Annotated in this window: 22 protein-coding genes; 4 read left to right on the plus strand and 18 right to left on the minus strand. The window is 52.1% G+C overall.

Annotated features, from left to right (window positions below; genetic code table 11):
* Window positions 1-22: 22 nt before the first annotated feature.
* From N7E73_RS08235 to N7E73_RS08280, 10 genes are all read right to left on the minus strand, one after another.
* Window positions 23-1,399 (minus strand): WD40 repeat domain-containing protein, encoded by a 1,377-nt coding sequence (locus N7E73_RS08235; protein ID WP_432738575.1) that lies wholly within the window; start codon window positions 1,397-1,399, stop codon window positions 23-25.
* Window positions 1,399-1,794 (minus strand): DnaJ family domain-containing protein, encoded by a 396-nt coding sequence (locus N7E73_RS08240; protein ID WP_432738576.1) that lies wholly within the window; start codon window positions 1,792-1,794, stop codon window positions 1,399-1,401. Before N7E73_RS08240 ends, N7E73_RS08235 begins: the two co-directional genes overlap by 1 nt.
* A gap of 5 nt (window positions 1,795-1,799) precedes the next feature.
* A complete protein-coding gene (locus N7E73_RS08245) occupies window positions 1,800-2,429 on the minus strand; it encodes a hypothetical protein (RefSeq protein ID WP_432738577.1) in 630 nt (209 codons plus the stop codon).
* Entirely contained in the window at window positions 2,422-3,384 is a 963-nt protein-coding gene (locus N7E73_RS08250; protein ID WP_432738578.1) for an MlaD family protein, read from the minus strand. The genes N7E73_RS08245 and N7E73_RS08250 overlap by 8 nt, the downstream gene beginning before the upstream one ends.
* Before the next feature lie 13 nt (window positions 3,385-3,397).
* Window positions 3,398-4,201, minus strand: coding sequence for an ABC transporter ATP-binding protein (locus tag N7E73_RS08255; RefSeq protein ID WP_432738579.1), 804 nt, complete (start codon window positions 4,199-4,201; stop codon window positions 3,398-3,400).
* A gap of 5 nt (window positions 4,202-4,206) precedes the next feature.
* Entirely contained in the window at window positions 4,207-4,956 is a 750-nt protein-coding gene (locus tag N7E73_RS08260; protein ID WP_432738580.1) for an MlaE family ABC transporter permease, read from the minus strand.
* A 33-nt stretch (window positions 4,957-4,989) separates the two neighbouring features.
* Window positions 4,990-5,298: an STAS domain-containing protein gene (locus tag N7E73_RS08265; protein WP_432738581.1), complete on the minus strand. Its 309-nt coding sequence runs from the start codon at window positions 5,296-5,298 to the stop codon at window positions 4,990-4,992.
* A gap of 272 nt (window positions 5,299-5,570) precedes the next feature.
* On the minus strand, window positions 5,571-6,830 hold the full coding sequence (locus N7E73_RS08270) for a SpoIIE family protein phosphatase (protein ID WP_432738582.1): 1,260 nt from the start codon (window positions 6,828-6,830) through the stop codon (window positions 5,571-5,573).
* An 89-nt stretch (window positions 6,831-6,919) separates the two neighbouring features.
* Window positions 6,920-7,930, minus strand: a complete 1,011-nt coding sequence (gene rfaE1, locus N7E73_RS08275) for a D-glycero-beta-D-manno-heptose-7-phosphate kinase (protein ID WP_432738583.1) — start codon at window positions 7,928-7,930, stop codon at window positions 6,920-6,922.
* A 26-nt stretch (window positions 7,931-7,956) separates the two neighbouring features.
* Window positions 7,957-8,886: a ParB/RepB/Spo0J family partition protein gene (locus N7E73_RS08280; protein WP_432738584.1), complete on the minus strand. Its 930-nt coding sequence runs from the start codon at window positions 8,884-8,886 to the stop codon at window positions 7,957-7,959.
* A gap of 121 nt (window positions 8,887-9,007) precedes the next feature.
* Here N7E73_RS08280 and N7E73_RS08285 point away from each other — a divergent pair, with 121 nt between their 5' ends.
* On the plus strand, window positions 9,008-9,433 hold the full coding sequence (locus N7E73_RS08285) for a hypothetical protein (protein ID WP_432738585.1): 426 nt from the start codon (window positions 9,008-9,010) through the stop codon (window positions 9,431-9,433).
* A gap of 48 nt (window positions 9,434-9,481) precedes the next feature.
* On the opposite strand, the gene N7E73_RS08290 is transcribed toward N7E73_RS08285, so the two are convergent.
* The 8 genes from N7E73_RS08290 to N7E73_RS08325 all read right to left on the minus strand — a co-directional run bounded on the left by N7E73_RS08290 (window position 9,482) and on the right by N7E73_RS08325 (window position 17,402).
* A complete protein-coding gene (locus N7E73_RS08290) occupies window positions 9,482-10,255 on the minus strand; it encodes a ParA family protein (RefSeq protein WP_432738586.1) in 774 nt (257 codons plus the stop codon).
* Window positions 10,256-10,526: 271 nt separating this feature from the next.
* Window positions 10,527-11,534, minus strand: a complete 1,008-nt coding sequence (locus tag N7E73_RS08295) for an NAD-dependent epimerase (protein WP_432738587.1) — start codon at window positions 11,532-11,534, stop codon at window positions 10,527-10,529.
* Between the two features lie 2 nt (window positions 11,535-11,536).
* Window positions 11,537-12,316 (minus strand): slipin family protein, encoded by a 780-nt coding sequence (locus N7E73_RS08300; RefSeq protein WP_432738588.1) that lies wholly within the window; start codon window positions 12,314-12,316, stop codon window positions 11,537-11,539.
* Between the two features lie 29 nt (window positions 12,317-12,345).
* The gene (locus tag N7E73_RS08305) at window positions 12,346-13,650 is read right to left on the minus strand and encodes an NfeD family protein (protein WP_432738589.1); all 1,305 of its coding nucleotides are present in this window, start codon (window positions 13,648-13,650) and stop codon (window positions 12,346-12,348) included.
* A gap of 399 nt (window positions 13,651-14,049) precedes the next feature.
* Window positions 14,050-14,508 carry a hypothetical protein gene (locus N7E73_RS08310; protein ID WP_432738590.1) on the minus strand — a complete coding sequence of 153 codons (459 nt, stop codon included), beginning with the start codon at window positions 14,506-14,508 and terminating at the stop codon, window positions 14,050-14,052.
* 335 nt (window positions 14,509-14,843) lie between these two features.
* Window positions 14,844-16,055 (minus strand): bifunctional phosphopantothenoylcysteine decarboxylase/phosphopantothenate--cysteine ligase CoaBC, encoded by a 1,212-nt coding sequence (gene coaBC, locus N7E73_RS08315; RefSeq protein ID WP_432738591.1) that lies wholly within the window; start codon window positions 16,053-16,055, stop codon window positions 14,844-14,846.
* Window positions 16,055-16,546: a hypothetical protein gene (locus tag N7E73_RS08320; protein WP_432738592.1), complete on the minus strand. Its 492-nt coding sequence runs from the start codon at window positions 16,544-16,546 to the stop codon at window positions 16,055-16,057. The genes coaBC and N7E73_RS08320 overlap by 1 nt, the downstream gene beginning before the upstream one ends.
* A gap of 178 nt (window positions 16,547-16,724) precedes the next feature.
* Window positions 16,725-17,402 carry a hypothetical protein gene (locus N7E73_RS08325; protein WP_432738593.1) on the minus strand — a complete coding sequence of 226 codons (678 nt, stop codon included), beginning with the start codon at window positions 17,400-17,402 and terminating at the stop codon, window positions 16,725-16,727.
* A gap of 149 nt (window positions 17,403-17,551) precedes the next feature.
* On the opposite strand from N7E73_RS08325, the gene queA reads away from it, so the two are divergent.
* The 3 genes from queA (at window position 17,552) to N7E73_RS08340 (ending at window position 20,117) form a co-directional block, all read left to right on the plus strand.
* On the plus strand, window positions 17,552-18,637 hold the full coding sequence (gene queA / locus N7E73_RS08330) for a tRNA preQ1(34) S-adenosylmethionine ribosyltransferase-isomerase QueA (protein WP_432738594.1): 1,086 nt from the start codon (window positions 17,552-17,554) through the stop codon (window positions 18,635-18,637).
* Between the two features lie 180 nt (window positions 18,638-18,817).
* Window positions 18,818-19,048: a 4Fe-4S dicluster domain-containing protein gene (locus N7E73_RS08335; RefSeq protein WP_432738595.1), complete on the plus strand. Its 231-nt coding sequence runs from the start codon at window positions 18,818-18,820 to the stop codon at window positions 19,046-19,048.
* A 1-nt stretch (window position 19,049) separates the two neighbouring features.
* Window positions 19,050-20,117: a 3-methyl-2-oxobutanoate dehydrogenase subunit VorB gene (locus N7E73_RS08340; protein ID WP_432738596.1), complete on the plus strand. Its 1,068-nt coding sequence runs from the start codon at window positions 19,050-19,052 to the stop codon at window positions 20,115-20,117.
* The last annotated feature ends 1 nt before the right edge of the window (window position 20,118 follow it).

Below are 20,118 nucleotides of genomic sequence, written 5' to 3' on the forward strand. Positions count from 1 at the left end.
CCTGAATCTGGCTTAGGTCCCTTTATTGTCTTATCTCACCTTCAACCAGCGGCACCCACAGGGCAGGCCGGTCTGCGAGCATGCTTTCGCGCACCGGCAGTTCCATCGGGTGGTGATTGATCTTCCCTGCTCCCGGTTCCTGCTCCCACCAGAGGTAAAAACCTTTCCCCTCTATATGGCGACAGTAAAGCAGCAGCGTTCCCTTTTTAAATACTGGATCATAAAGCCGGAAGGAAGCCTTCCCGGCCTGATAAAGTCCTTTTCGCGGCGAGATGAGTTTCCAATCCTCAGCCTTGGCACCGGTGAACTCTTTGCCGTCCAAAGTGCTATAGTACCGGGTTTCACCGTCGAGGTCACGAACTCTGAGCAACTTTTCCTTTGCGGAATGGGAAACAATAAACATGGGCATTCCCAGATGCTCGGTTATCTTCCAACGGTCTACGCCTGTGGAATAAACCAGCGAGCCGTCCTGCTCGTAAATCCAGGAGGGCTGCTCGGCAAGGGCCTCGGATTTCCTGACCACCGCGCGCCTGCGCAGATCCCAGTACACCTCCCTGCCGTCGTCAGTGTTCAGGCAGACCACATAACCGGCGATTCTTGCTGACCTGAACGGCCCCCCGGGCACATAGTCCGAATCCATACGGGCCATGTTCTTCATACCGGTTTTAATAATATTTCCTGAAGCTTCAACGGCGATCAGAACTCCCTGGGCCGGGGTATAGCCAAGCAGGAGGGGGGTCCCCTCAAGCACGGAAATTTCGGACAGCGGACCGGTGGCAGGTCCGCAGCGGAGTGTGTTGAAGCTGTCTATCAGACCGAGCCAGTCACCGGTTCGCGACACGGACATCATCCTGACCGGGCCGTGCTGTACCGGTATATCTCCCGGCACCCGGGCGCATTGCTGCAAGTCGAAAACATACAGACTGTTACCGTCGGCGGAGGTCGCAGCCAGCGTGGGACTGCCTGGGCCGTATCCCAGACTCTGCGCCCCACCGCCACCGGGGAGACGAACCTTTGCACACCCCACCTCGCTCCAGATGCGCACAGTACCGTCATAGAGAGCGGCGGCAAGCCCTTCAGCATCACCGGCAAAAGAGGAAACTCCCCCGGCGAGAATTGGCACGGCCTGCTCTCTGGTCACTGAAATGAACAGCTTGTCCTCCAGTCCTTCAGGAGGTGCATCGTAAAGCTTGGCAGCACTTACATACTTTGTGGAAAGCAGCTTCGCGACATAGCCCTTCAGGGCTTTTGTGGTCCCTTTGTCCAGTTGGGGCGGAACCCCGATGTAGGCTTCGCCAACCCTCTCCAGGCTGGAACAGTATCCATGACCCGGCAGCCATGCAGAGAGAGCCAGTAGCGACAGGCCGCAGACCCCGGCCTTTAAATATCTAGAAATCATTAAATTTTTTCCTTGGACTTCTTGCTGTGTAAAGTTATGCGCTCGACGATGCTTTTATAATATTCGTCCTCGGCGTCAATGGAAATCTTCCTGCCCCGCATTGACCTGATCCGCTCGAAAAGCATGTTGACCTTCTGCATCTGAACGTAACGTTCCTTCTCGTCCTCCAGATGTTCCAGCAGGTCAAGGGCGGTATGTATATCCTTGCGGAGCTGCATCTCAGGGGGGAGATAACCGGCGTTCTTGAGAGCCTTATAGGCCATGCGCAGCTCCTGGGGAATCATGGAATCATCCTCGTATTCAATCGGCCTGCCCTTGCATGGCAGGTCATCGAATTCCCCGTTGCGCTCGGCTTCCTTTATTTTGGCTTCGGCTATGGCGTGTATGAAATACATATTACCTATCTTTTATCTCCCGGAAGCAGGCCGCCCTCTCCCAGACCGTCTATCCACTGAACCGCATCATCGAGAACCTTTCCCACAGCCTGCTGTGCGGCAGTTGCAATCCCATGTCCATCCATGGTCCCGACCGGTGCTTCAGAAGTTATTTTCCTGCGGGCCAGCAGAACTCTGCCTTCACTGTCCCAGAGGGAGAAACGCACAGAAGCGATAAACCGGTCCCCTCCATCCCTCTGCAATTCAAAAGATGTTATCTCGCCCGACAGAACCAGTGACCGTTCCAGACCAGGACGGTAAGGGGTCACGACCTCATAACTGTTCATGCAGCCCAGAGCCGGACCGGCAGCCTGATCAAAGACTTCTGCCGGAGTACCCTCCCAGTTCCAGCGGTAGTCCGGCTTGAGCACAGGACCATTGGCAATAATCACAGTCTCCCGATCAAGTGACGGCAGAGAGGTGAATCGCTTCAAGGCCAGTCTGGGGACACCGCTCTTCACTTTTTCGCACCCCGGACCGCAGCCCAGATTGTGCCCGACCCGCAGATAGGAAAGTTCCACGGATTTGCCGCCGATACACCCGGACAGTACAACCGATGCACCAAGAAAAGCGCACAAGATTAATTTTCTATTCATGACTGGCTCCCTCCGGAGGATTAAGCACCTGCCAGGGGCGTTCCCGCAACGAACGGGCCAGACGATTCATTTCCTTTGAAAGCCGGTTGAGGTTGAGCAGGATCATTTCCAGTTCCTCCTGATCATACTGCATATTCTTCCGCAGATCCGCGGTCATACCCTCGATGCCGTCCACAGCACGCACCACCTGACCATCCACATTATGCAGGGTGTTGCTCAAATCACCTTCAAGGGTCGAGAGCACTCCTTCGATCTTCTGCAGGGTGTCGGTAACTTCTGCGGTGAGTCTTGTTATATTCCCGGCTCCGCTCTTCATCGCGGAGGACCCTGTGCCGGACAGCCTTGACCATTCTTCCCGAAATGAGACCAGCGTTGCATTGGCCTGCAGAATCAGCTCAGGAGCCATTTTTAGACTTTTTTCGATGTTTGACATGTTCTGAAGAGAAAAAAGCGTCTCAACCCCAATTATGAGCCTTTCAAGCTGTGGCGACAATCTGGCCACGGCCTTACCCATTTCAGCAGCGACATCGTTCATGCTCATGGTTACTGATGCCGGGATTTCGGCTCCGGGTGCCAGCTTGTTACCGGCCTCCCCTTCAAGCTGGAGAAGGATGTAATTATCACCCACCAACCCCTTCTGGGTTACGGTGGCGACAGTACCTTCGTAAAGGGGAAAATCCTTTTCGACATTGATGGTTACGGAAATAAGTCCCGGAGTGGCAGGATCAACGGTAATTCGTTCGACCTTTCCGACCCGCAATCCAGCATATTTCACCGGCCTGCCGGTAGTGAGATCCTTTACATTCCGGAACAGGATTCTGTATTGCGAATACTCGGAAAAAAATTCGTGCCCTCCAAGAAAGACAATGAACAACCCGAGCACGAAAAGACCGGCCAGCACCGCCATGGCGGCCTTGACCAGATCTTTCGCTGAACTGCGTGGATTAAGAACCATATTGCCACTCCCCTTATTCCCTGCTGCGGAACTTCACCGCCCTTTCCATAGTATCATCATGCTGGGTTGGTCGGCGCTCAAGGAAATCAATCAGATAAGGATCATCAGATGTGCGCAACCCATCAAGATCTCCCTGATAAAGACACCTGCCCCCGTGCAGGACCACAACGTGATCAGCAATGTTGAACAGGCTGTCCAGATCGTGGGTCACCACCACCGTTGTAACATGAAATGTTTCTTTTAGCTTCAGGATAAGCTGATCAAGATCTGCTGCTGTAATCGGGTCCAGCCCTGAGGATGGTTCATCGCAAAGAAGTGTGGTCGGGTCCATGACCATGGCCCGGGCCAGACCGGCCCGTTTGCGCATTCCCCCGGAAAGCTGGCTGGGGAAAAAATGCATGAAATCGCCAAGCCCGACCATGCGCAGTTTCAAACGCACAACCTCTTCGATAATAGGGTCCGGCAGCTCTGTATGCTCCTGCAGGGGCAGGGCCACATTCTCGCCCAGGGTCAACGAACCGAGCATGGCTCCATCCTGAAAAAGAACCCCCATACGGGTGCGGATATACTTGTACTCGCTCTCATCCTTCAGGCCGGTCAGGTTTGTATCACCGAGATATATTTCGCCTGAAACCGGTGTATTCAGCCCCAGAATATGCCGAAGCAATGTGGACTTACCGCAGCCTGAGCCTCCAAGAATCACACTGATCTTGCCCGCGGGAAGCACGGCATTAAGGTTCTCCATGAGAACTTTCCCCGGATAACCGAGGCTGAGATTCTTCAGAGTTATGTCTTGTGCAATCCTTGAAAACTTCATGATGATCACCGGAAAAGAAAATTGAGTGCGGTAAAGAAAAGGTCCAGCAGGATGATTACAAAGATTGAAATAACCACGGAATTGGTTGTCTTGCGTCCAACGTCAGCTGCACCTTCCCGGGCAAGGAAACCCTGCCAGCAGCCGATCACCGTGATCGCCACGGCAAACCCGCCGCTCTTGACCAGCCCGGCAATAACATCGCGCAATTGCAGAAATTCAACGGAATTATAAAAGTATGTGGTTTTGTTGATACCAAGGGCAATGGCTGAGAATGCCCCACCGGAAAAAATACCTATAAAATCGGCCCAGACGGTCAGGCAGGGAACCATGATCAGCATGGCAATGAGCTTGGGAACCACCAGAAAACGGACAGGCTCGATGCCCATAACTTCAAGGGCGTCGATTTCTTCTGAAATCTGCATGGTGGCGATTTCAGCGGTAAAGGCGGCACCGGAACGCCCGGTAACGATGATGGCTGTCAGGAGCGGCCCCAGTTCGCGGATGATGGTCACACCAACCAGATTGGCCACGTAGCTTATGGCTCCTACTTTTTCCAGCTGCTGTGCGGATTGCAGGGCGAGAATGATCCCGGTACAGGCGGAGATCACACTTACGATGGGAATGGAATCAGCTCCGACCTGAGCAAGGTCACGATAAAGCCGCTTCCGGTAAAAGGACTTCTTCTTTCCCGGCTTCAGGCGCAGGCATCCCAGCAATCTGGAGATCATCCATGCCAGCACCTTGAATCCGTTCATACTGTCCCCTTCACGTCATAATGACAGACGGATCTACTTCATTCCGAACAGCGGCTTGACCTGAGTAAGCTTCAGCAGCCTGTCCACCTGTTCAGTCACGGCGATGATCCTGACGCTGCGCCCATCCTTGGTCAGCATCCGGCGCAGTTCAATCAGGGACGCCAGCCCGGAACTGTCCAGATATTCGAGCTCGGACAGATCCACCTGAACCTCCCCCGAAGTCTTCTGCACAAAACCGTGCAGTTCCTCGCGGAGCTGCGGTGTTCCCGTAAAATCAACTTCGCCGATTATCTTGATCAGCACGTCCTCAATGGACGACTCCATTTTCCAACCCGCACTCATATCAACTCCTTTGCTGGTTCCCCGGTGTGCGCGGCATAGCCAGCACGAACAGCGACGAATATTCTCAGTACTGCGGGACTGAACCATCCGAACATCAAATTCAGGAAACGGATCAGCTCTCATTTGATCTGAAACTCAAAGAAGACCTTTGATTACAGCCCGACTGTTCGGGCCGTTCAACTACCGTACATTGAGTGTTCAGACTAAACCAGTCTCATATGCAAAAGCCAGCATATCTGTATGCATTCACAACATTCATTCAGGCACAACAACTACGCCCGGAAAATTTCTACAACCGTCGTATCATCATTGGGCGGAGTATCCCCGCGCCAGTCTGCCACCGCCATGATCAAGGCCTCACCGACCGGGGGCCCACCGGCAGTGCGCAGTGTCTGCAACAGGCGCTCTTCACCGAAAAAGTCACCATTACCTGCCCTCGCCTCGTCGACACCATCGGTGACAACCAGCAGCGACTGACCATGATCAAGGGTAAACTCAGCCGTGCCGAATTCACCTTCATCCATGATACCGACAGGCAGCCCCATCGGGCGCTCAAGTTCAGTGACCAGCCCCCCGGAAACAAGGAGCGGAGAAGAGTGTCCCGCAACAGCGTACCGGCATCTGCCGGTTTTCGAGTCATAGCGCATAAGCACCATGGTTGCGAAAACTTCTCCGTTCATGAACTCCCAGGCCCCAATGTTGACGGCTTCGAGCATCTCACCGGGATCCTTTTTGTTCAAGGCCTCAGCCCGGATTCTGGTCCATAAGGCAGACATGATCAATGCTGCCGGAAGCCCCTTGCCGGCGACATCGGCCACGTAAATATACCAGCTTCCATCGGAAATGGGTATAAAATCATAAAGATCACCACCAACAAACTGAGCCGGGACAGAACTGCCCCAGATACGATCCCCTCCTTCAAGCTCCGGCTGACGGGGATTGAACTGTCTCTGGATTCTGGAGGCCGCTTCAAGCTGGGTTTCAAACTTCTGCTGGTTAAGGCGCTGAATAAGCAGTTCTGAGCGTACCAGAGCTACTCCGGCGAGATGTCCGAAACTCTCAAGAAGTTCCTGATCTTCAGGTTCAAAGCAGGTTTTGGCCGTAGAATTGAGGACCTGAACAACACCGAGAAGCTTTTCCTTATGGATAATGGGGATACAGAGAATACACTTGGTGGTGAAACCGGTCTTCTTATCCGCGGCCTTGGAAAACCGCGGATCATTCTGAGCATCGGTAACATTGAGAGAAGTTTTGTTTGTTGCAACCCATCCGGCAATGCCCTGCCCCATGGGTAATTCGAATCCGGTCTTCAGCTCCCTCATTTTCTCTTCACCAAGAACATCATTCATAGCCAGAGCAAACCTGAGAACGTTTTTCTCTTCATCGTACAACATGATAGAGGAAGCCTCGGCACCGGTCACATCCTGCGCCAGCCGCAGCAATTGCGGGAGCAGATCAACCAGCGAATCAATGCTCGCCAAAACCTCGTTGGCCTGAATGAGTTTCTTCAACCTACTTGCCTGTCTGCTCACCGTATCTCCTTGGTATGGCTTCAACAATCACGACCGGATCATCAGCTTCATCGTCCTTTATGTCATGTCGTACGGAAATGATTCAAGTATTATTCACTCCAGGAATTGATCTCCGGCTTGGGCCAGTTGCGCACAGCTTCCGCAAGCTCATCCACCGTGGCAGTGGCAGCGCCCACCTGCCCGACAACAATACCGGCCGCATAGTTTGCCAGCACGGCGGAAGTCAGGGGGTCCAGACCTGCAGCAAGGCCGAGCCCGAGAGTTGCGATCACGGTATCACCGGCACCGGTCACATCGAAGACCTTGCGGGCGAATGTCGGCACATGCTTGACTACGTCCCGCGACTCGAAAAGAGCCATGCCATTGCCGCCAAGAGTGATCAGCAGATGCTCCGGGTTGAGCCTGTCAAAGAGTCTGCGTCCGGCTTCAAGAACATCGGCACGTTCCTTGACCTCCATGTGCGCCCCTTCCCCTGCTTCCTTGGCGTTGGGGGTAAGCAGGCTGACCGACTTGTAGCGGTCGTAGTTGGCGGTCTTGGGGTCAACCAGAATATGAGGCTTGTGATTCTTCTGTTTCAGCAGTGTCCAGAAACGGTCGAAAAAGACCTGTGAAAGAGTGCCCTTTCCGTAGTCTGACAGGATGACCACTTTGTAATCACAAATTTCGCGCTCAAGAAAAGCAAACAAATCATCCATCAGTTCCGGAGAAAAATCCGATGTTTTTTCCCGGTCAACCCTGACCATCTGCTGGTTGTGGGCCATGACCCTTGTCTTCTTGGTAGTAGGCCGGTCACTGGACTCATAGAGACTGCAGGTTATCCCTGAATCATCGCAAAGCCGCCTGAACACCCGCCCTTCCTCGTCAGCACCGACGAAACCGGTCAGGTGCGGTTCACCCCCAAGCGAGGTGATATTTCTGGCAACGTTCCCGGCACCACCTAGAAGATACTTTTCCTCAGTCACCTGTACAACAGGAACCGGAGCCTCAGGAGATATGCGGTCAACTGTTCCGATCACATAATGATCAAGCATAACATCGCCAACAATCAAAACCTTCTGCCCCTTCAGATCAGGCAGAATATTGAGAATTTTATTATCCATTTGATGAGGATTCCTTTTGGATTTCTTTAATGGGAACGCAACTCAAGAATGGCGACAAGTCGCTCAAGCTCCTCTTCAGAGGAATAGTTTATGCTCAACTTACCTTTACTGTGAGACCCGCTGAAAGAAACCTTTGCTTCCAAAGCTGACTCAAGGCGTTCTTTGATCATCATCAGGGAGTCATCAACCTTCTTCGGCTCACGCTTGGCACGTTTTGAAGGCTTCATCGCCCCAGAAACAGCCTCAGCAGGAAGTTCCCCGTGCTCTTTGAAATATGATGCCGCTGTTTCAGCCAGCCGGACAGACATCCCGCCCTCAATCATTCTTCCGAAAAGGACTTCCCGAGCGTCATCATCAGTAACGGCCATTAGGGCCCTGCCATGACCGGCTGAAATCTGGCCTTCGCTGATGGCATTCTGGATGGGTTCAGAAAGAGTCAGCAGACGCATGGAATTGGAAAGAGCGGAGCGGCTTTTGCCGACCTGCCCGGCAAGCTGTTCCTGACTGAGTCCGAATTTAGAAATCAGTTCATTGTATCCTTTGGCTTCCTCTATCGGGTTTAAATCTTCACGCTGGAGGTTCTCAATGAGAGCGATTGCCATGCTCTCAAGGTCAGTCATCTCCTTGACCAGCGCGGGTATCTCCCCCAGACCGGCCAGCTTGGAGGCCCGCAGGCGCCGTTCACCGGCCACGAGTTCAAACCGGTCGCTGCGGCCGGCAATCGGGCGGACGAGAATCGGCTGCAGCACACCCTTGGAACGAATGGATTCGGACAAGTCTCTCAGAGCTTCTGCTGAAAATTCCTTTCGGGGCTGATTCGGGTTGGCAACGATTTTATCGATATCTATTTTTCGGGCATCGATGGAAGCATCCTTTCCGGCATCAGCCGTTCCGGCCCTACCGCCGCCCAACAGAGCGTCAAGTCCTCTGCCGAGACCGCCTGTAACACCTGCCATAAACTACTCCTTATGCATAATTCCCCATCATCCGGGGAGTCCAATATTTCCTTTGACTTGCCGGGAACCGTGATTAAAGTATGCCCTGAAACTCAAACACAATGAAAATGTCGGAGGCATAATGTCCAATCGCGATGATAATCTCACAGAACTTTACGACAAAGACGGTAATCTCATCGGGGTCCTGATCACGGCTCCCCTTTGGGAACAGATAAAGCCTAAACTGAAGGGAATTCTTCCTGAAGAAGCCCCCAAAGAACGCCCCGAACCAACCGGAGACTGGAACACCCTTAAGGACTACTGGGATTTCCCCTACCCCGTCGACACTGATGTTCACTGCGAGAACTGCGGGAACAAAACCGACGACTGGGAGAAAGACGAACCCCGTAAATTCAGGCTGACTTCCTGCAACCTTGGTGGTCTGGTTTCATTCAAATGCACTCAGTGCCAGGCCAGAATAGTTAAAAAGCACTTCAAAGACCAGATCACTGTGGAGTGCACTCCATATATTGATGAAAAAACCCAACGAAAAGAAGCCCGGTATTAATCCGAAGAAGCCCAACCAGCCAAAGGCCGACGTTAAGTCGGCCTTTTTTTATTCCTGTTCTGCGTGCCTGTTGACGACTTCCTGAGCCAGATTCAGATAGGCAAGAGCTCCGTTTGATTTTGCATCATACGATATGGCCGGTTTACCAAAGCTGGGAGCTTCTGAAAGCCGCACATTCCTGGGCACGATTGTATCAAACAGACTGTCGGGGAAAGCCTTACGAACTTCATTCTTCACCTGCCGCGCAAGACGGTTGCGCCGGTCGTACATGGTCAGCACAACACCCAGCACCGTGAGTTCGGGATTGAGCCTTTTCTTGACCAGTTCATAAGTCATAAGCAGCTGGGCGACCCCTTCAAGGGCATAATATTCAGTCTGAAGAGGAACAAGCAATTCCTTCGCAGCACAAAGGGCGTTAACCGTCAGCAGTCCCAGCGAGGGTGGGCAATCGAAAATAATGTAGTCGTATTCGTCGTCGACCTTTTCAACAAGGTCCTTCAGGTAATACTCACGCCCCATTTTATCGATCAATTCAATCTCAGCTCCGACCAGATCCTGACTGGCAGGCATCAGAGACAGATACGGAATATCGGTCTGATATATTGCGTCGTGAACTCTTTCCGGCTCAAAAAGCACGGAATACACATTCTCTCTTGAGTCTCCAGGATAAAAACCCAAACCACTGGAGCCGTTACCCTGCGGGTCACAGTCCACCAGCAGAACTTTCTTTTCCATTACAGCCAGTGATGCAGAAAGGTTTATGGAGGTGGTTGTTTTCCCCACTCCCCCTTTCTGGTTGGCTACAACAATTCTTTTTGCCACTTGAAACCATCCTGTTCATGGGATTTCAATTTTTTGATGTTTCACGTGAAACATATCACCAGACTGACGCACAAACGACTAGGTCAAACTAGACTGAAAAACAATTTAAATCAAGAAATCGACAACCGGTACGGAATGATCAAAATCGGCACAAAAGACAATAAAGACAGGCACCAAGCAGGACAACCATCCAGAATCACGCACAATCAAAGATCATGAGACAAAAAAAAGGCCACTAAAAAGTGGCCTTAAAAATCGAAAATAAGCAAAATTATACGTTGTAATACTCGCGATACCATTTAACAAACTTAGCAATACCTACTTCAATAGTAGTATCAGGCTTGAAATCAACGTCGCGAATAAGGTCGTCCACGTTGGCATATGTGGAAGGAACATCTCCTGCCTGAAGGGGCATCATGTTCTTCGCAGCCTTCTTGCCGATGCAATCTTCAAGTACTTCAATATAGCGCATCAACTCGGTCGGCTGGTTGTTGCCGATGTTGTAGATGCGGAACGGAGCAGGACTGGTTCCCGGATCAGGGTTCATACCGGACCACTCAGGGTTCGGGGCGGCGGTATTCTTCATGACCCGCACCACGCCCTCGACTATATCGTCAATATACGTAAAGTCACGGAGCATTTTGCCGTGGTTAAAAACATTGATAGGCTCATCTGCGAAGATCGCCTTGGTGAAAAGGAAGAGTGCCATATCCGGTCTGCCCCAAGGACCGTAGACAGTGAAGAAACGCAACCCTGTTGTGGGGATATTGAATAGATGGCTGTAAGAATGGGCCATCAGTTCATTGGATTTCTTGGTCGCAGCATACATGCTGATGGGGTGGTCAACGTTATCGTGAATGCTGAAAGGCATAGACGTATTCAATCCGTAAACAGAACTTGAAGAAGCATATACCAGATGCTCGACACCGTTATGGCGGCATCCTTCAAGGATATTCATGAAGCCGACTACGTTGGAGTCAATGTAAGCCTGCGGATTCTGCAGAGAGTAACGGACACCGGCCTGAGCCGCCAGGTTGACCACATGAGTAAATTTCTCTTCGGCAAAAAGCTTTTCCATTGCCGGACGGTCAGCCATGTCCATGTAGGCAAACTTGAAATTTGCCTCGTTCTCAATCTGTTTAAGTCTGTTTTTCTTAACATTTACATCATAATAGTCGTTAAGAATATCCAGTCCGACAACTTCGTGGCCTTCACCTAGAAGGCGGCGGGAAAGATGAAAACCGATAAAACCGGCTGCTCCAGTAACAAGGACTTTCATTATTAATCGCTCTCGTCTTTTTTCTCAATTGCCTCCCCCCTGCCGCTAACCGGTGCCAACATTTTCAATAAATCAAGAGGGAGAGGGATTATGGTGGAAGATTTTCCTTCAGCAGACATCTCACGTAAAGTCTGCAGATATCTTAATTGCAATGCCTCGGGGTGCGCGGAAATGATTTCCGCAGCTTCGGCCAGCTTATCCGCGGCCTGAAATTCACCCTGAGCATTAATTACCTTGGCCCTGCGCTCTCGCTCAGCCTCGGCCTGCTTGGCCATTGCACGCTGCATCTCCTGTGGAAGATCGATGTACTTCAATTCGACTGTACTGACCTTAATTCCCCACGGGTCGGTATGTGTATCCAGAATCTCCTGAATTTCACTGTTCACCTTGTCCCGCTTGGAAAGCAACTCGTCAAGCTCAACGCCACCACATACGCTACGCAAGGTGGTTTGTGCAAGCTGAGAAGTGGCAAACATAAAATCCTCAACCTCCAGAATCGCCTTTATCGGATCAGTTACCCTGAAGTATACCACCGCATTGACCTTGACACTTACGTTATCACGGGTGATCACATCCTGATTCGGCACGTCAAGAGTCATGATACGCAAGGAAACCCTCACCATCCTGTCGATCACGGGAATCAGGATTATCAGCCCGGGACCTTTGGCATTTATAACCCGACCCAGACGGAAAACCACGCCCCGCTCATATTCGTTCAGAACCTTCAAAGCCGTGATCAGAAAAAACACCACAAAAAGAACCACAGGGATGAAAAACGTCATCTTGACCTCCTAAAAGAAATAAATGATCATCATTTTTCTATAACAATCAGGGTAAGACCATCCGCTCGAGTAACGATCACTGTAGTTCCAGGCTGCAGCATCGAGGCATTCTCGTTTACAGCATTCCAGATCTCCCCTCGGACCCTGATCTTCATCACCCCATCACCGGATGTAAGCACGAGGCCTTCAAGACCGATCATAGCCTGCATACCGACACCGGATCTACGAAGCTGGGCCTTGGCCACAAGATAGACAAGTGCTGCTGCGAAACCTGTAAATACGGCTACTGTTCCCAGAACGGTTCCCAGTGAAATCGGCTGAATCTCCCCTCCCCTGAACAGTACAAGCGAACCGACAAACAGACAGACAGAGGCCGCAAGGCTCAACAGCCCGTAACTGACAATGAAAATCTCGAGGACGAAGAGAACTGCTCCGAAAACAATCAGCAGTATTCCGGCGGCATTGGTCGGCAGTATGGACATGGCGTAAAGGCCAGTCAGAAAGCAGAAACCGCCCACCACTCCGGGAAGAATTACTCCCGGATGGGCAAGTTCGAAAAACAGACCGAGAATGCCGCCGATTAATAGAAAATATGCCACCTGAGGATCAAGAAGCCAGGACAGGACCGAGTGCCTGAATCCCGGTTCAAAGGCGACCACTCGAACGTCATCAACAGAAAACTTTAACAATCCTTTTTCAGAGGTGATGCCGCGCGCCCCGGCCTGTTCCAGAAAATCATCCACTGACACAGCTATATAATCAATTACCCTGAGGGCGAGCGCATCCGGTGCAGCAAGACTTACACCCTCTTCAACTGATTGCACATACCAGTCGCTGTTTCTGCCTCTCTTCAAGGCCAGGCCACGGATCAGACCGGCCATATCATTCTTAACCTTCTTTCCCATGGTAGCGGAAAGGTCCTCACCGGATGCGGACACCGGGCTTGCTGCCCCGATGGTAGTGCCGGGCGCCATAGCTGCAACCTGAGCAGCCGCAACAAGAAAAGTTCCGGCCGACGCCGCCTGCGCTCCATCCGGGCCGATCCAGACGAGGACAGGTCGATCAGAGCTCATCATGATCTTGACCATATCACGCATGGAAGCGCCAAGACCGCCCAGAGTATCCAGCTTGAGAAGGATCATATCCAGATCGTCATCACGCGCTTGGGCGATCACATCTTCAAGTAGTTCCACTTGCGCAGGACTTATTCCTCCCTCAATCCGGGCAGAAAGAACACTTACCCCGGCAGCGTTTGCAACTACTAAAAAAATGAGACTGACGCAGACAACCAATGCAAGGCTCACCAGAAACAACAAGGATTTGCGTAAATTCATGACGCCCCCGCGGATAATAATTCAACCGTATCATGCCACCGAATGGCGATTAAATAAACAGCAGAGGAAAATATTCTGCGTGACAGAGAATACGGCAGCAGAGCAGCGCAGACCTGATGGAGCCACCTTCGATCATCGGCGGCCCGACACCAAAGATAAATATTTGCCGAATTTCAAAAATCCTCACCCAGCAACGCCTTACTTACAATAAACATTAGTTGGGCTTTTCAGTTATAACGATTTGACCTCTCCACCTGCCGCAAAATGAATCGAATACAAAAAGACGGTCATTACGTATAAAGCGCAATGACCGTCTTTTATGACAGATTAGTAATTTTCGGAGCAAAGCCGACGGGTCTTGAAGGAATCAATGAATCCGGCTGCCGCCCCCATGCCGTCCTAGAAGAGCGGCAAACGTAGAAGAGATATACAAAGGAGCTGCTGCTCTTCCTGGGGCAGTATTTTCAAAAAATCAGGGTCCTGGAGCATCACAAGCTGGACATTATCTACATGTGCTGAAGCAGCATTTGCCGAAGCACCGGGGGCAATGACCGCACGGGTGTCGTCGCCAAAACAGGCCACGAATTTGACCCCGTAAGCCTTGACCCCCTGCCAGAAGACCTCGGGACGGCTTTCAAACGCTGAACCGTTCCACACCGTACAGGGCCAGAAAGAAATCGCCCCCTTGGGGAGCCCCATATAACCGATAAGTGACTGGAACAGTTTACGCCGCTCAGCGTCAGCCTGACCGGAAAGATCCTGGGCAAGCTGGGTATAGGTCCAGAAAATCTGCAACCGGGGGGTGATGCGACCGGCCAGAGTACTCCACGGAGCAGGCCATGAATTCGGATCTGGCAATGCAACCTTCGGCTGAGCGGAATGAGTCCTCCGCTCCGGAATCCGCGAAGGACGGGCCGCAGGAGTCGGCTGATGAAAAGTCTGCTGGACGGGAGGGGGTGTTTCCCGGACCGGTTCCGGTCTCTCTACAGTCCTTTCGACCGGGGGGGGGACCGTACCGGGGGGGGAGGGTCGAACGGTTCTACCCGGTGGGGGTGGAGTCGGCTGAAACCCTCCGGGTGCAACAGAACGCTGCCGGGCAGGAGCAGCTTCAAGCTGTTCTATACCCGGCAGAGCCTCCTTAAAAATATACTGCAGGCCATTCTGATACCAGGGCCTTACAAATTCAGGAACATTTAATTCAGCAGAAGGTGATCCCATATGCGCCACGCGATTTCGGTTTTAGGAAGATTAGGCCACTCCTCAGAGCGCCCTGCCCTGTCCAGAACATAGACCGAATTTGTAGAAGACTCAAATCCGGCTCCGGGGAGGTTTATGGGATTGGCAATGATCAGGTCAAGGTTTTTACGTTCGAGCTTGCCCTGGGCTGACTCCTGAATATTGGATGTCTCAGCGGCAAAACCGATCAGCTGCTGATCATCACGCTTCATTGACCCTACGGTCTTCAGGATGTCCGGATTGGTATCAAATTCAACCTTCAACGAAACGTTTCCGTCTTTCTTGAACTTGCCTGCACCATGGGGAATCGGTTTGAAATCGGCCACTGCAGCTGTAAAGCATCCGGTGGAGCATTCAGGCCATACGCTCATACAGGCATCAAACATCTCCTGAGCGGAACCGACCTTGATCACGCTCACATCATCAGGAAACCACCAGTTCACCGGACCGGAAACAACAGTCACCTTTGCACCGCGAAGCCATGCGGCCATGGCGATGCAGGCTCCCATCAGCCCGGAAGAAGGATTGGACCAGAAACGGACAGCATCCCATTTCTCACGGGTAGGCCCAAGAGTGATCAGCACGTGCCTGCCAGCCATATCCTTGGGGGCTACAGCCCGCAGTCCGGCAGCATAAATGGACTCAAGGGGAGCCATGCGCCCTTTTCCATGATCACCACAGGCCACATCTCCGCAGTCAGGACCGACAAACTCAACGCCCCTTTCTGCAAGAACCCGGCAATTATCACGGGTGGCAGGGGCATCCCACATGGCCGGATTCATGGCCGGGGCAACAAGCTTTCTGCCACTGAAAGCCAATGCCTGACAGGAGAGCATATCATCGGCAAGCCCGTGGGCCATGCGGGCAAGAACGGAAGCAGTCGCAGGAACAACCACCATGGCGTCCGCAGCCTGCCCGGGCTCAAGATGCCCGAAGGTGTCATCCATAGTGGGAAACATTCTTTCCCAGACCTTGAAAGCACCAAGGGCCTCAAAACTGAGGCCCCTGATAAATTCCTGCGCACCGTCAGTCAGCGTCACACTGACCTCGATCCCGGCCTTGCGGTACATGCGCAGCAGGTCAAGTGACTTGTATGCCGCGATGGAGCCGCAGACTCCCAGATGGATGCGTTTTCCTAAAAAACAGTCAAAATTCAGATGTTCATTCATTACTGGATATTCTGTTCCTGAACCCCGCTGGATTCGCGCAGGGCATCAGCCTTGAGCTCCACAGCATAAATCTCGACTTCGGTGTTGTAGGACCCGTCGATGATTCTGATGGTGCAGCTCTTGTAAGGTTTTACAAAAGTGAGCTGAGAAAAAATCGAGGTGAGAGAACTGTCCAGACTCCAGTTGTCCTTAGCCATCTGGTTTTTGAAGAAATCAATCAGGCTGGTATTCTCTACACGCCCCTTGAGGACAATCTTTCCATATTTGAAATCACGGCGGTCAGCAACAAAAGACTGCTCAGGGACCCTGCTCAGTTCATTGGGAACCGCAATATCATCAAATTCAGTGTAGGGGACAAACTCCTCAAAGCTCTCGGTTGCACCGGCTGTGGCCACAACCGGCTCTTCGGAGCTGGTGTTCTTACCGGGCAGGCAGCCGGCAAGAGCGACAAACAACATGGAAACAAGCAAAATTCTAATAACGGTCCGCATAACTAATCCTCCGATTTTTATGCCAATGCATACTGAAATTTTACGCCAGCCGGGCTGGAGCGAAATAATCGTCTTTCACGTGCGTACATTTATATAATGGATAATCCGCACAATTTCTAGACTTTATCTACAGAGGCCTGCGCAAAAAATCAAACCCCAAATCGGGGAAGCAGGCAGGTCAGCCCTTCATTTTCTTGATTTTGTCGAGGAAATAATTTTCCATATCGCGCCTGTCCTTGCGCAGGCGGATCAACTCGGCCTCCATGACTTCAAGCTTGTGCTTCAAGGCATTGTTTTCCTGCGCCAATTCGGCAGTCGCAACTTCAAGCTCAACATCCTTCTGCTCAAGAGCGTTGGTACGCTCATCGTACTCTTCGGTAATGGACCGAATATCGATCTGCGGAAGGGCCTTGATTTTTTTCTGACTGCGGGCAAGAAGAACAAAAGCTTTTTTGAGCTTATAAATATCCTCGCGCTGCTCTTCGATGATGGACTTCTGATCGGCGATCACTTCAAGTGACCGGCTCATCTTATCCATCATTTCAGCGAATGCTCCGCTGAGCTCCGCCTGGATATTCATGGAGGGCTGCACCGGCACGCCCCTCTCGGAAGGACTGATCTCTATTGTCCGGGGATACTCGGCACGAAGCTGCTGTTCGATTTCTGTGGTAACCAGCCCTTCATTATAAAGGGAGACTATCCGCTTGAAAATCTCCACTGCGGAATCAGGATACTTTGTTACCCGGCCAATCTTCCTGCTGGGAAGAAAATCCTTGAACAACGCGGCATAACGCCGGGCCGTAGGTGCTGGAATCATAGTAATTTTGGAAATATCTGCAACTGACAACCATTTCATAAAACACAATCCCGGTTTCATGATCAACGTGAGAATCAGGCTGAAAACCTGAACGGACAATCAAAGGACGAACACAGTATTGACGGGCAATATCCGTGCCTGTTGAACAGATTCTTACCAGATTATCACCAATAATGAAAACTGAAAATATGAACATAAACGAACAAGACTTTCTGCTTAAAAGCTACGACTTTGAACTCCCGGAAAAACAGATCGCCCAGTGCCCGGCAGTTATGCGCCACGGGTCCAAGCTTATGGTCCTGGATCACAAGACCGGGGAAACCGAAATCAAGTCCTTTACCGACATCGTCGACCTCCTGTCCGAGGGTGCCCTGCTGGTGGCAAACAACTCCAAAGTTATCCCCGCCCGCATTTTCGGACAAAAACCTACCGGTGGACGGGTAGAATTCCTGCTGCTGACCCCCCTCCCCCTGATCGAACCGGTACCGGAACCGGGGGGATACAAGGCTCAGGCCCGCGGACTGCTCAGAGCATCGAAAGGGCCAAAACCGGGAGATGAAATCCATTTCGAATGCGGCATGAAGCTGACTGTTCTCGGTAAAGGTAAGTTCGGCCTCTCTGATGTGGAGCTCCAGTGGCAGGGGGATCTGAAAACAATTTTCGAAACCTGCGGGAACATCCCCCTCCCTCCCTATATCCGCAGGGCCGCGGATGAAACCGACAACGAGCGGTATCAGACCCTTTACGCCTGCGATGAAAAGGCCGGGTCAGTTGCCGCCCCCACGGCAGGACTGCATTTTTCCGAGGAAATCAATTCGGCCCTGAAAGCAAAAGGTATCGATAGAGCGGAAGTAACCCTTTACGTGGGGTACGGTACCTTCAGCCCGGTCCGGGCCGAAAACATCCGTGATCATGAGATGCACAGCGAATACATCGAGATCCCTGCTGAAACTGCGGAAGCAGTCCGCAAGGCCAAAGCCGAAGGAAGACCGGTAGTCGCTGTAGGAACCACTTCCGCCCGCACCCTTGAGGGCGCGTTTATGCAGACCGGAGAGATATGCGAATTCAAGGGGGATACAGACATTTTCATCTACCCGGGATTCGAATTCAAGGTTGTGGATCGGATGCTGACTAATTTCCATTTGCCGGAATCATCATTGGTCATTATGATTTCGGCTCTCGCGGGCCGAGAGAACGTGCTTAATGCTTACAAAAAGGCAGTGGACAACGGGTTCAGATTTTTCTCCTACGGGGACTCAATGTATATAAAATAAGGCCCGGAGTGGGTAACCCCGTTATTTTGACTGAAAAATTTGCGCCTGAACGCAAATAATTATACGCTGTCCTCCAACAGACACATATTTGGCATGTGCTGTTCATAATAGAAAAAAGACCCAAATGGTCCCAGCCCGTTGATTAAACGGGCTTTTCTGTCACGGTAACAGGAGATTAGGATGTCACGAGTAGAATTTTTGGACGAAAGGTGCAAGGGTTGCCTGCTCTGCACCACCGTCTGTCCAAAGGGAATCATACGGCAATCCGACCGATTCAACCAGCACGGTTACAAAGTTGCTGAAGTTGCGGCTGAGGACATGGAAAAGTGTACCGGATGTACATCCTGCGCGCTGATCTGTCCGGACATTGCGATCCGGGTATACAAGACCAAGAAGGCCAAAGGAGAATAGTATGTCCAGGAACGGCGAAAAGCTTTTCATCAAAGGCAACGAGGCTATCTCCCGCGGTGCTATTGCGGCCGGGCTCAAATGCTATTTCGGCTACCCCATCACTCCCCAGAACGACATCCCGGAGTACATGTCTGCAGCACTGCCTGCAGTAGGCGGCGAATTTGTTCAGGCTGAGAGTGAAGTGGCTGCAGCCAACATGCTCATCGGTGCCGCTGCCTGCGGCGTGCGCTGCATGACTTCTTCCTCAAGCCCCGGCGTATCCCTGAAGCAGGAGGCTATCTCCTACCTCGCAGGTAGCCAGCTTCCGGCGGTTATCGTCAACATGAACCGCGGCGGACCGGGTCTCGGCGATATCGGCCCCAGTCAGGGCGACTACTTCCAGGCAACCAAAGGCGGCGGACACGGCGACTACCGCACCCTCGTCCTTGCCCCCGGAACCTGTCAGGAAGCCTACGATCTGGTTATCGAAGCCTTCGACCTCGCTTTCAAATACCGCAACCCGGTAATGATCCTCGGCGACGCCATCATCGGACAGATGAAGGAACCGGTAATCACCTGGACTCCCGAGGAAAAAACTGCTGAAGAAGGAGCCGACTGGCGCATTGAAGGTGCAAAGGGCCGTGATCACCGTATCATCAAGTCCCTGTTCCTGAGCGAAGGTTCTCTGGCAGCTCATAACATGACCCTGCAGGCCAAGTATGATGACATGGCCAAGAATACCAAGCAGGAGCTCTTTGAAACCGACGACGCTGAACTCATCGTAGTTGCCTACGGTTCCATCGGCCGCATCGTAAAGAGCACCGTAAGAAAACTTCGCGCCGAGGGTCACAAGGTCGGCCTGTTCCGCCCCATCACCCTCTACCCCTTCCCCTCCGCCGAGCTCAAGAAGCAGGCCGAGCAGGGCAAGAAGTTCCTGACAATCGAGCACAACCTCGGACAGATGGTTGAAGACGTGCGCCTTTCCATCCGCACCATCACCGACAGTGATTTCTTCGGCTTTATGCCCGGTAACCTGCCCACCCCCGACGACTTCGAGGAACCCATCCTCAAGAGCCTTGGAGGGAAATAGA

The sequence above is a fragment of the Maridesulfovibrio sp. FT414 genome, from assembly GCF_050916235.1.
Classification (GTDB): Bacteria; Desulfobacterota; Desulfovibrionia; order Desulfovibrionales; family Desulfovibrionaceae; genus Maridesulfovibrio.